The organism is Salmonella sp. SAL00672, assembly GCF_046552175.1.
Classification (GTDB): domain Bacteria; phylum Pseudomonadota; class Gammaproteobacteria; order Enterobacterales; family Enterobacteriaceae; genus Salmonella; species Salmonella enterica.
In genome coordinates, this window is the sequence record NZ_JBGDUQ010000001.1 from 432,780 (window position 1) to 444,725 (window position 11,946).

9 protein-coding genes are annotated in these 11,946 nt (G+C 52.9%); 6 read left to right on the forward strand and 3 right to left on the reverse strand.

Going from position 1 to position 11,946, the window contains the following annotated elements; all coding sequences use genetic code 11:
• Positions 1-77: 77 nt before the first annotated feature.
• The 5 genes from ACLJTG_RS02250 (at position 78) to ACLJTG_RS02270 (ending at position 7,730) form a co-directional block, all read left to right on the forward strand.
• Complete coding sequence (locus tag ACLJTG_RS02250) at positions 78-3,818, forward strand: nitrate reductase subunit alpha (RefSeq protein ID WP_198898129.1); 3,741 nt, start codon at positions 78-80, stop codon at positions 3,816-3,818.
• Positions 3,815-5,359, forward strand: a complete 1,545-nt coding sequence (gene narH, locus ACLJTG_RS02255; protein WP_000702595.1) for a nitrate reductase subunit beta — start codon at positions 3,815-3,817, stop codon at positions 5,357-5,359. The genes ACLJTG_RS02250 and narH overlap by 4 nt, the downstream gene beginning before the upstream one ends.
• Positions 5,359-6,054, forward strand: coding sequence for a nitrate reductase molybdenum cofactor assembly chaperone (narW, locus tag ACLJTG_RS02260; protein ID WP_198898130.1), 696 nt, complete (start codon positions 5,359-5,361; stop codon positions 6,052-6,054). Before narH ends, narW begins: the two co-directional genes overlap by 1 nt.
• Positions 6,051-6,731: a respiratory nitrate reductase subunit gamma gene (gene narI, locus ACLJTG_RS02265; RefSeq protein ID WP_000617106.1), complete on the forward strand. Its 681-nt coding sequence runs from the start codon at positions 6,051-6,053 to the stop codon at positions 6,729-6,731. Before narW ends, narI begins: the two co-directional genes overlap by 4 nt.
• A 105-nt stretch (positions 6,732-6,836) precedes the next feature.
• On the forward strand, positions 6,837-7,730 hold the full coding sequence (locus ACLJTG_RS02270) for a PhzF family isomerase (protein ID WP_198898131.1): 894 nt from the start codon (positions 6,837-6,839) through the stop codon (positions 7,728-7,730).
• A 35-nt stretch (positions 7,731-7,765) separates the two neighbouring features.
• Here ACLJTG_RS02270 and nhoA read toward each other — a convergent pair whose 3' ends face one another.
• Positions 7,766-8,611, reverse strand: a complete 846-nt coding sequence (gene nhoA, locus ACLJTG_RS02275; protein ID WP_071055063.1) for an N-hydroxyarylamine O-acetyltransferase — start codon at positions 8,609-8,611, stop codon at positions 7,766-7,768.
• A 283-nt stretch (positions 8,612-8,894) separates the two neighbouring features.
• Complete coding sequence (gene steA, locus ACLJTG_RS02280; protein ID WP_198898132.1) at positions 8,895-9,527, reverse strand: type III secretion system effector SteA; 633 nt, start codon at positions 9,525-9,527, stop codon at positions 8,895-8,897.
• Positions 9,528-10,039: 512 nt separating this feature from the next.
• Between steA and ansP the strand changes: the two genes are divergently transcribed.
• Positions 10,040-11,533 carry an L-asparagine permease gene (gene ansP / locus ACLJTG_RS02285; RefSeq protein ID WP_000857112.1) on the forward strand — a complete coding sequence of 498 codons (1,494 nt, stop codon included), beginning with the start codon at positions 10,040-10,042 and terminating at the stop codon, positions 11,531-11,533.
• 76 nt (positions 11,534-11,609) lie between these two features.
• Here the strand turns inward: ansP and ACLJTG_RS02290 are convergent, their stop codons facing one another.
• Entirely contained in the window at positions 11,610-11,831 is a 222-nt protein-coding gene (locus tag ACLJTG_RS02290; RefSeq protein ID WP_000732362.1) for a YgdI/YgdR family lipoprotein, read from the reverse strand.
• Positions 11,832-11,946: the final 115 nt, after the last annotated feature.

The window sequence follows — 11,946 nt, forward strand, 5'->3', positions numbered from 1 at the left end:
GTAGGACGGCCATCCGGTAATGGTTTAACGCCAAATCGACAGGATGGCGGAAAATTTATCGAAGCAGGAGAAATGTCATGAGTAAACTGTTGGATCGCTTTCGTTACTTTAAACAAAAAGGCGATACCTTTGCCGACGGCCATGGTCAGGTGATGCATACCAACCGCGACTGGGAAGACAGTTATCGCCAGCGCTGGCAGTTTGATAAGATCGTGCGCTCAACCCACGGCGTCAACTGCACGGGCTCCTGTAGCTGGAAAATTTATGTCAAAAACGGTCTGGTGACGTGGGAAACCCAGCAAACCGACTACCCGCGCACGCGTCCCGATTTACCGAACCATGAACCGCGCGGCTGCCCGCGCGGCGCCAGCTACTCCTGGTATCTCTATAGCGCCAATCGTCTGAAATACCCTCTGGTGCGTAAGCGGCTGATAGAACTGTGGCGCGAGGCTCTTTCCCGGCACAGCGATCCGGTGCTGGCATGGGAATCTATAATGAACGACCCGCAAAAATGCCAAAGTTACAAACAGGTGCGCGGACATGGCGGCTTTATTCGTTCGAACTGGAAAGAGCTGAATCAGCTCATTGCCGCCGCTAACGTCTGGACAATCAAAACCTATGGTCCGGATCGTGTGGCGGGGTTTTCACCTATTCCAGCAATGTCGATGGTTTCTTACGCCGCCGGAACACGTTATCTGTCATTGCTTGGCGGTACTTGTCTGAGCTTCTATGACTGGTATTGCGATCTTCCGCCCGCGTCGCCAATGACCTGGGGCGAGCAGACTGACGTGCCGGAGTCCGCCGACTGGTATAACTCAGCCTACATTATTGCCTGGGGCTCTAACGTGCCGCAGACGCGTACCCCGGACGCCCACTTCTTTACCGAAGTGCGCTACAAAGGCACCAAGACGATCGCCATCACCCCGGACTATTCCGAAGTCGCTAAACTGTGCGATCAGTGGCTGGCGCCAAAGCAAGGTACCGACAGCGCGCTGGCGATGGCCATGGGTCACGTTATTTTAAAAGAGTTTCATCTCGATAATCCCAGCGACTATTTTCTTAACTATTGCCGCCGTTATACCGACATGCCAATGCTGGTCCTGTTGGATGAGCGCGCAGACGGCAGTTATGTACCGGGGCGTATGATGCGCGCGTCGGATCTGGTGGATGGACTGGGAGAAGCCAATAATCCGGAATGGAAAACCGTCGCGCTCAACAGTACGGGCGAACTGGTCGCGCCCAACGGTTCTATCGGTTTTCGCTGGGGCGAAAAGGGAAAATGGAACCTGGAACCGGTGGCGGCGGGCGTCGAAACTGAACTGTCGCTCTCTTTACTCGGTCAGCATGATGACGTGGCGGGTGTCGCTTTCCCCTATTTTGGCGGTAACGAAAACCCACATTTTCGCAGCGTGCGGCAGGAACCGGTGCTGGTACGTCAGTTACCGGTGAAACGCCTGGCTCTGGCGGACGGTAGCGAGCGGATGGTCGTCAGCGTTTACGATCTGGTGCTGGCTAATTATGGGCTGGATCGTGGTCTGGATGACGGCCATAGCGCCAATAATTATAACGACGTAAAAGCCTACACGCCGGCCTGGGGCGAACAGATTACCGGCGTGCCGCGTCGACATATCGAAACTATTGCGCGTGAATTTGCCGAGACCGCCCATAAAACTCACGGTCGTTCGATGATCATCCTCGGCGCGGGAGTGAATCACTGGTATCACATGGATATGAATTACCGTGGGATGATTAACATGCTGGTGTTCTGCGGCTGTGTTGGACAAACCGGCGGCGGCTGGGCGCACTATGTCGGCCAGGAGAAGCTGCGGCCGCAAACCGGCTGGCTGCCGCTGGCCTTCGCGCTGGACTGGAATCGCCCGCCGCGTCAGATGAACAGTACCTCGTTTTTCTACAACCATGCCAGCCAGTGGCGCTATGAAAAACTGACTGCGCAAGAGTTGCTGTCGCCGCTGGCCGATCCGGCTAAATTTTCCGGACACCTGATCGATTTCAACGTGCGCTCGGAACGTATGGGCTGGCTACCCTCGGCGCCGCAGCTTAATCTTAACCCGCTCAGCGTGAAAGCGAGCGCCGATAAAGCCGGGCTGTCTGCGGCGGATTATACCGTGCAGGCGTTGAAATCAGGCGCTATCCGTTTTGCCTGCGAACAGCCTGACAGTGGTCATAATCACCCGCGAAATTTATTTGTCTGGCGCTCTAACCTGCTCGGCTCCTCCGGGAAAGGTCATGAGTACATGCTCAAATATCTGCTGGGCACCGACAGCGGTATTCAGGGCGAAGCGCTGGGTTCCAGCGAAGGAATTAAGCCTGAAGAGGTGGAATGGCAGTCCGCCGCGATTGAGGGCAAGCTCGATCTGTTGGTCACGCTTGATTTCCGTATGTCCAGTACCTGTCTGTTTTCCGATATCGTTTTGCCGACCGCCACCTGGTATGAAAAAGACGATATGAATACCTCGGATATGCATCCGTTTATCCACCCCCTTTCCGCCGCGGTCGATCCTGCCTGGGAATCCAAAAGCGACTGGGAGATCTACAAAGGTATCGCCAGCGTCTTTTCTGAAGTGTGTGTCGGACACCTCGGACAGGAAACCGATGTGGTGCTACACCCGCTCCAGCATGATTCCCCGGCGGAACTGGCGCAGCCATTTGATATTCTCGACTGGCGTAAAGGCGAGTGCGAACTTATTCCGGGCAAAACCGCCCCCAATCTCGTCGTGGTTGAACGCGATTATCCGGCCACCTATGAACGTTTTACCTCGCTGGGTCCCCTGCTGGATAAATTAGGCAACGGCGGTAAGGGGATTGCCTGGAATACGCAAGATGAAGTCGATTTCCTCGGTAAGCTCAATTACACCAAACACGATGGCCCGGCGAAAGGACGTCCGCGAATAGACACCGCGCTGGATGCTTCGGAAGTGATTCTTGCCTTAGCGCCGGAAACTAACGGTCAGGTGGCGGTGAAAGCCTGGCAGGCGTTGGGCGAGATGACCGGGCGCGAGCACACCCATCTGGCCATCAATAAAGAAGATGAGAAAATTCGCTTTCGTGATATCCAGGCGCAACCGCGCAAAATTATCTCCAGCCCGACCTGGTCAGGACTGGAAAGCGAACATGTCTCTTATAACGCCGGCTATACCAACGTACATGAACTGATCCCGTGGCGCACGTTGTCGGGGCGGCAACAACTCTATCAGGATCATGCGTGGATGCGCGCTTTTGGCGAAAGCCTGGTGGCATATCGTCCGCCGATTGATACCCGCAGCGTCAGCGAAATGCGAGAAATTCCGCCCAACGGTTTCCCGGAAAAAGCGCTTAACTTCCTGACGCCGCACCAGAAATGGGGAATTCACTCCACCTACAGCGAAAACCTGCTGATGCTGACCTTGTCGCGCGGCGGGCCGATTGTCTGGATCAGCGAAGCCGATGCCCGTGAATTGGGTATTGAAGATAACGACTGGATTGAAGCCTTCAACGCTAATGGCGCCCTTACCGCTCGTGCGGTGGTCAGCCAGCGCGTTCCGCCGGGTATGACCATGATGTACCACGCCCAGGAGCGAATTATGAATATTCCGGGCTCGGAAGTGACCGGGATGCGCGGCGGGATCCATAACTCCGTGACCAGGGTCTGTCCAAAACCGACGCATATGATCGGCGGCTATGCGCAACTGGCTTACGGCTTCAACTATTACGGAACCGTGGGTTCGAATCGCGATGAATTCATCATGATCAGGAAGATGAAAAACATTAACTGGCTGGATGATGAGGGCCGGGATCAGGTACAGGAGGCGAAAAAATGAAAATACGCTCACAGGTTGGGATGGTACTGAATCTCGATAAATGTATTGGCTGTCACACCTGCTCCGTCACCTGTAAAAACGTCTGGACCGGACGTGAAGGGATGGAATACGCATGGTTCAATAACGTCGAAACTAAACCGGGTATCGGCTATCCCAAAAACTGGGAAGACCAGCAGGAGTGGCAAGGCGGTTGGGTTCGTGATGTTAATGGCAAGATAAGGCCCCGTCTGGGCGGCAAAATGGGGGTAATTAGCAAAATTTTCGCCAACCCGGTGATTCCGCAAATCGATGATTACTATGAACCCTTTACCTTCGATTATCAGCATTTACATAATGCGCCGGAGAGTAAGCATCAGCCCACTGCCCGTCCTCGTTCACTGATTGACGGAAAACGGATGGACAAGGTGATCTGGGGGCCAAACTGGGAAGAGCTGCTCGGCGGCGAGTTTGAAAAACGCGCCCGCGACCGCAACTTCGACAACATACAAAAGGAGATGTACGGTCAGTTCGAAAACACCTTCATGATGTACCTGCCGCGCCTGTGCGAACACTGCCTGAACCCCAGTTGTGTTGCCACCTGCCCAAGTGGCGCTATTTATAAGCGTGAAGAAGACGGCATCGTGCTAATCGACCAGGATAAATGCCGGGGCTGGCGTTTGTGTATCAGCGGCTGCCCATACAAAAAAATCTACTTTAACTGGAAGAGCGGCAAGTCTGAGAAATGCATATTTTGCTATCCGCGTATTGAATCCGGCCAGCCGACCGTTTGCTCGGAAACCTGCGTCGGGCGCATTCGTTATCTTGGCGTTCTGCTCTACGACGCCGACAGGATTGAAGAAGCGGCCAGTACCGAACACGAGACGGATTTGTATGAACGTCAGTGCGATGTGTTTCTCAATCCGCACGATCCGGCGGTCATCGAAGAGGCGCTTAAACAAGGCATCCCGCAAAACGTCATCGACGCCGCCCAACGGTCGCCGGTGTACAAAATGGCGATGGACTGGAAGCTGGCGCTTCCGCTGCACCCGGAATACCGTACCCTGCCGATGGTCTGGTACGTACCGCCGCTATCGCCCATCCAGTCATACGCCGACGCGGGCGGGTTGCCGCACAATGGCAATATTCTGCCGGCGGTGGAGACGCTGCGTATTCCGGTCCAGTACTTGGCCAATATGCTCAGCGCGGGCGATACCGGCCCGGTCATTCGGGCGCTAAAGCGGATGATGGCGATGCGCCACTACATGCGCTCGCAGACGGTTGAAGGCGTGACGGATACCCGCGCCATTGACGAAGTCGGTCTGAGCGTACAACAGGTTGAAGAGATGTATCGCTACCTGGCGATTGCCAATTATGAAGATCGTTTTGTCATTCCCACCAGCCACCGGGAAATGGCGCGCGATGCCTTTCCGGAGCGCAACGGCTGCGGCTTTACTTTTGGCGACGGTTGTCACGGCTCGGATACCAAATTCAACCTGTTCAACAGTAGCCGTATTGATGCCATCAATATCACCGAAGTACGTGATAAAGCGGAGGGGGAATAATGCAAATCCTCAAAGCGATTGGCCTGTTGATGGAGTATCCGGACGACGAGTTGTGGGAATGTCGGGATGAAGCGCTTGCCCTAATCCAACACGATGCGCCAATGCTGGCCAACTTCACGCGCGAGCTGCTTTATGCGCCGTTACTGGATAAACAAGCAGAATGGTGCGAAGTGTTTGACCGCGGGCGCGCCACTTCATTGCTGTTATTCGAGCATGTTCATGCGGAGTCCCGCGATCGCGGCCAGGCGATGGTCGATTTGTTAAGCCAGTATGAAACCGTGGGCCTGCACCTCAACTGCCGCGAACTGCCGGATCACCTGCCGCTCTATCTGGAGTACTTAAGCGTGTTGCCGGAAGCGGAAGCGCGCGAGGGATTACAGAATATTGCCCCTATTCTGGCGCTACTGGGCGGTCGTCTGAAACAGCGAGGAGCGCCGTGGTATCAACTGTTTGACGCCCTGTTGACGCTGGCGGGCAGTTCGTTGACAAGTGACAGTGTCACCAAACAGATTATTCAGGAATCGCGGGATGATACCCGTCAGGCACTGGATGCCGTCTGGGAAGAAGAACAGGTGAAGTTTATCGAAGATAACGCCACGACCTGTGACAGTTCACCGTTACACCATTATCAACGACGCTTTAGCCAGGACGCGGCGCCGCAGTACGTCGACGTCAGCGCGGGAGGCCCGAAATGATACAGTACCTGAACGTCTTTTTTTACGACATCTACCCCTATATTTGCGCCACGGTATTCTTCCTCGGCAGTTGGCTGCGCTATGACTACGGACAATATACCTGGCGCGCGTCGTCCAGCCAGATGCTGGACAAGCGTGGGATGGTGATATGGTCGAATCTGTTCCATATTGGCATTCTGGGGATCTTCTTTGGCCATCTGTTTGGGATGCTAACGCCACACTGGATGTATGCCTGGTTCCTGCCGATTGCGGTAAAGCAGCAGATGGCGATGATCCTCGGCGGCGTGTGCGGCGTATTAACGTTGATCGGCGGCGCGGGATTACTGTGGCGTCGTCTGACCAATCAGCGTGTGCGGGCGACATCCACTACACCTGATATTATCATCATGAGCATTTTGCTGATTCAGTGCCTGCTTGGCCTGAGCACCATTCCGTTTTCGGCGCAATATCCGGATGGCAGCGAAATGATGAAGTTGGTGGGCTGGGCGCAAAGTATTGTCACCTTCCGCGGCGGGTCTTCGGAAATGCTGAGCGGTGTGGCGTTTGTTTTCCGCGTTCATCTGGTGCTGGGAATGACTATTTTCCTGCTCTTCCCGTTCACCCGCCTGGTTCATGTCTGGAGCGCGCCGTTTGAGTATTTCACCCGTCGCTACCAGATTGTTCGTACCCGCCGCTAATTCTCTTTGCCCGGGGGTACGCTTACCGGGCAAAGAAAAACGCCTGGGCGTCGTCATTCGGCAACGCACAGGCTATGATGATTCTTCAGTCAAAGGAGAACATCAATGAAACCGCAGATTTACCATGTTGACGCCTTCACCAGCGAACCCTTTCGCGGCAACTCTGCTGGCGTTGTCTTACATGCGGATACGCTAAGCGACGCGCAGATGCAGCTGATTGCCCGTGAACTTCGTCACTCGGAAACCGCCTTTTTGCTAAAAAGCGAAGAGAGTGATGTGCGCATACGCTACTTTACACCGACAGTAGAAGTCCCCATCTGTGGTCATGCCACCGTGGCCGCGCATTATGTTCGGGCAACGGTACTGGGGTTGGGAAACACCACCGTCTGGCAAACCTCGTTAGCGGGCCGTCATCGCGTTGAAATTCATGCCGAACACAACGACTATCGCATCACGCTGGAACAAGGTCAGCCCTCTTTTGAACCACCGCTAGTCGGAGAGATTCGGGCTGCCATCATCACCGCACTGAACCTGACTGAAGATGATATCGAGCCGGGAGCGCCAATTCAGGTGGCTTCAACAGGACATGCAAAAGTGATGATCCTGCTCAAACCAGACGTTGATATTGATGCCCTTTCTCCTAATCTGGCAGCCCTGACGGCAATCAGCCAGCAAATTGGCTGTAACGGCTTTTTTCCTTTCCAGATTCGTCCGGGAAAAAACGAAACCGATGGGCGAATGTTTTCCCCGGCGATAGGAATTGTGGAAGATCCGGTAACGGGAAACGCCAATGGCCCGATGGGGGCATGGCTCGTCCATCATGGCCTGATGGCGCATGACGGTAAAACGCTGCAGATTCAAGGCCATCAGGGGCGCGCTTTAGGCAAAGAGGGTACTGTTGATGTTACCGTCACCATTCGCGATAACCAGCCGGAAAACGTCACCATCTCCGGCCAGGCGGTCATTCTGTTTCATGCCGAATGGGCCATTACTTTTTAATCTTTGTCAGGCCCGCAAATCCTCGCGGCAAAAAATTATTTTCCCGCCTCCGGATGGGTATCAAATGCAGCCATTACCGCGGCCAGCTCCGCCTCGGTAAAACCGTGCTTTACATCATTTACGCCGAGACCAAACTGCTGCTGAAGTAACTGATACAACGACGGCACATCCGGTACATTGACCTGTTCAACGGCATGTCCCTGGTGGTAACGCGTGAAGTGGAAATTCGTTAATGTCAGCTTGCCGCCATCAGGCAAATGGCGGCACATCAACAAATGATGACGAAAATGGGATTGCGGCCAGTGAGCCGACCAGAAATTGCCCATTACATGATCGCTCTGCTGCTGCACCCCCAGATCAAAACAGTACATCGACTGCCAGTGCTCATGGTGGCGGAATTGTAAAATCCATGTGCACCCCTCCTGCATCAGGCGGTATTCGCCATGCGGCGTTTGCTGAGCAATTTCAGCCTGCAGACGAAGCGGCGCGGTTAGCGTTTGGCCGCCAAACCCCACGTCCGCGATCCACTGCTCATCCTCCACATCAACCAGCAGCAAACGGTGCGTGCGTGGCGGTAAACTGGCGGGATGAGACAGAATGACCCGCCCCAATAAGCTTCGGACGTTAAAACCGATGTCGCGTAACGCACGTTCAAACAGGCCATTCAGTTCAAAACAGTATCCACCGCGTCGGGCATAAAGCAGTTTCTCCTCTAATGCCGTTTCATCGAGCTGTATTTCACGAGGCAGTAGCACATCCAGATTTTCAAAAGGAATCGCGCAGTTGTGCGCTAAGTGAAGCGTTCTGAGCGCTTCAACCGTAGGAACCCCCAACGGCTGACAATGTAATCGCGTAAAATAAGCATGTAAAAAAGAGGTCATCTGAGGCTTCCATTAACATTAATGCTTGCGTTCGGCACACAGGCTGAGGCGGATATCGCTGCGCAACAGGATACCCTATCCGTGGAATAGCGTTGGATACTTTTGAAAAAAATAAGACAGGCCGGCTGTCGCGCCGGAGGTACGTGGAATTTTGGCGTACAAACGGAAATCGGGTTCTGAGAATCTCTTTGCGACACGCCGCCAAAATAGCGGCGTGTTAAAATTTTTAACGCCGGCTCAGCGAGTCTGATTTCTAACAAAACTGGCTAAACATAAACGCTTTTTAATAATTGTCCAAATAGTTATGGTAGCGAGCTTTTATGTCGGCCGCCCATTGCGCTTTCGCCTCCTGCATGTTGCTGGCCCGAGCGATATAATATTCTAAACACGGAATGGCGCCTAATGCCTGAGGTAAGGCATTATATGCTGCCATTCGCTCTCTGACGGTTTTATATTTTTCATCAATATCATAATAATAGTACGCTGGCGCTTCAAAAAAGCCCTCTTCCAGTCTCATACAAATCTCTTCAAAGGACCCCTTAACCTCAACGGTATGTTCGCCATCCGATATCCTGACGATTGGCTCACGTCCAGCCATCAGCGAGAGTTGTTCGAATGTTAACCTCCGACCATCAGAAAGGTCGACATCTATAGTATACAGCCCATCACACACAGCATCAGCAAGGTGATTATGGATATTCCCTGTATTGGCACAGAACTCATCAACTTTAGGCGTAACATTGCAATAATGTTCAATTACTCGCGTAAATCCGTAGGCCAGTCCTGCGGTAAGCACATACAAGATGCCTTTCATGATTTTTGTTGATAATTTATTTTCATAATCTCCTGCAGCAACATGAGGTAGCTTATTTCCTGATAAAGCTCTGGCATAGGTAGAAACTGATGTATATGGCATATCCTGCTCCTTCAAATTTTGCTCAATAGCTTTATATGTCCTACTCCTCTCTCATTATGACGATATGTCAATCAACAAAATTGCTCAAAGGCATACATTTTCAGGAGAAAATGAGAATAACAGGCGCAACGGCCTGATCTTATGCTGCTTCAATATCGTCAGGTGGTTTATCGTTCGAGGTCATATCTATGACCATAAATCCCTGCAGGGATTAACCCTGATTAATTATTGCGCAACGCAATCACTGCCGATTTGTGCTGGCGTCTTATCTGGCTGAATCGTGACCACACCGCACCACATCTGACCACACAAATAAACTCGACATTCTCATTTTCTTCTTTCCGTATGTTTTGCGTCATTTAACAATTGCAGGTAGGATGCTCCGCCGGCGGTTTTATCCCTGTCACAGAATCAGGGAAAAGCGGCATTCGCCATTGCAGGCAATCGATTGGTGAGCGCCCGTCGCGGCATAAGGAATTTTTCTGTCAGGACAGGCTATAACAGGTAACGTAATGAAAACACAGACTACGCACGCCGCAGAACAACATGCGGCGAAACGACGCTGGCTGAACGCCCATGAAGAGGGGTATCACAAAGCGATGGGGAATCGTCAGGTTCAGATGATTGCTATCGGCGGCGCGATTGGCACCGGTTTATTTTTAGGTGCAGGCGCCCGATTGCAAATGGCCGGACCGGCACTGGCGCTGGTCTATCTGATATGCGGCATTTTTTCTTTTTTCATTTTACGCGCGCTGGGCGAACTGGTATTGCATCGCCCTTCCAGCGGGAGTTTCGTCTCCTACGCCCGTGAATTTTTGGGTGAAAAAGCGGCCTACGTCGCAGGCTGGATGTACTTTATTAACTGGGCGATGACCGGGATCGTCGATATCACCGCAGTGGCGTTATATATGCACTACTGGGGCGCATTTGGCGACGTTCCGCAATGGGTGTTCGCGCTCGGCGCGTTAACCATTGTCGGTACCATGAACATGATCGGCGTAAAATGGTTTGCCGAAATGGAGTTCTGGTTCGCGCTGATAAAAGTACTCGCCATTGTTATCTTCCTGGTGGTAGGCACGATTTTTCTCGGTACCGGTCAACCGCTTGAGGGTAATGCCACCGGTTTTCACCTGATTACAGATAATGGCGGCTTTTTCCCGCACGGCCTGTTGCCCGCGCTGGTACTGATTCAGGGCGTGGTGTTCGCTTTTGCGTCGATTGAACTGGTCGGTACCGCCGCTGGGGAGTGCAAAGATCCACAGACGATGGTGCCAAAAGCCATCAATAGCGTGATCTGGCGTATTGGTCTTTTCTATGTAGGATCGGTCGTATTGCTGGTTTTGCTGCTGCCGTGGAACGCCTATCAGGCGGGGCAAAGTCCGTTTGTCACCTTCTTTTCTAAACTTGGCGTGCCTTATATCGGCAGTATTATGAATATCGTGGTGTTAACCGCCGCGCTTTCCAGCCTGAACTCCGGGCTTTACTGTACGGGGAGAATTTTACGTTCAATGTCGATGGGGGGTTCCGCGCCGAAATTCATGGCGAAAATGAGCCGTCAGCATGTGCCCTATGCGGGTATTCTGGCGACTCTGGTGGTTTACGTGGTCGGCGTGTTCCTGAATTACCTAGTCCCCTCCCGCGTGTTCGAGATCGTTCTTAATTTTGCCTCGCTCGGCATTATCGCGTCGTGGGCGTTTATCATGGTGTGCCAGATGCGTTTACGCCAGGCGATAAAAGAAGGCAAAGCCGCAGACGTCAGTTTTAAACTGCCCGGCGCGCCTTTTACCTCCTGGCTAACACTGCTGTTTTTACTAAGCGTGCTGGTACTCATGGCGTTTGACTACCCGAATGGAACTTACACTATCGCCTCGTTGCCGCTGATCGCCATTCTGCTGGTCGCCGGCTGGTTTGGCGTGCGACGTCGCGTGGCGGAGATCCATCGAACTGCGCCAGTGACGGCGGATTCGACAGAGAGTGTCGTATTGAAAGAAGAAGCAGCGACATAACATTCCCCTTCCCCGGCAGCTCCAGGCCTGCCGGGTTTAATGCGCGTTGCCGCCAACACCGCATCGCGCCCAATGCTTAGTCAGCCTTAATCAACTGCGCCACATCATTGCTGTTAATTTCCCGCTGGTTGCCTTCCTGATCGGTATAACTGGTCATCCCCGTCTCTTTATCTAACTGTGGCTTACCCTGAGTTACGATCGTTTGCCCATTCTTCGTCGTCATCACATAGTTGGTTGTACAACCCGCAAGCATAAAAAACATCATGCCCAAACCTGAGCATATAAATAACTTTTTCATATTTTCCTCGTGAATATAATGAGTTAACTACAGCAAAAAGGCAGTGTAATTCTCACAGAATCATCAGGCTATCGGCGGGGTGTAACGAGGCGTATCGGTGCGTTTAAAGAGATGA

Excerpts from the sequence above, each read along its gene's own strand:
- ansP (WP_000857112.1), top strand. The coding sequence starts at position 10,040 with ATGAAAACACAGACTACGCACGCCGCAGAACAACATGCGGCGAAACGA.
- ACLJTG_RS02290 (WP_000732362.1), bottom strand. The coding sequence starts at position 11,831 with ATGAAAAAGTTATTTATATGCTCAGGTTTGGGCATGATGTTTTTTATG.
- narI (WP_000617106.1), top strand. The coding sequence starts at position 6,051 with ATGATACAGTACCTGAACGTCTTTTTTTACGACATCTACCCCTATATT.
- nhoA (WP_071055063.1), bottom strand. The coding sequence starts at position 8,611 with ATGACCTCTTTTTTACATGCTTATTTTACGCGATTACATTGTCAGCCG.
- narH (WP_000702595.1), top strand. The coding sequence starts at position 3,815 with ATGAAAATACGCTCACAGGTTGGGATGGTACTGAATCTCGATAAATGT.
- ACLJTG_RS02250 (WP_198898129.1), top strand. The coding sequence starts at position 78 with ATGAGTAAACTGTTGGATCGCTTTCGTTACTTTAAACAAAAAGGCGAT.
- ACLJTG_RS02270 (WP_198898131.1), top strand. The coding sequence starts at position 6,837 with ATGAAACCGCAGATTTACCATGTTGACGCCTTCACCAGCGAACCCTTT.
- steA (WP_198898132.1), bottom strand. The coding sequence starts at position 9,527 with ATGCCATATACATCAGTTTCTACCTATGCCAGAGCTTTATCAGGAAAT.
- narW (WP_198898130.1), top strand. The coding sequence starts at position 5,359 with ATGCAAATCCTCAAAGCGATTGGCCTGTTGATGGAGTATCCGGACGAC.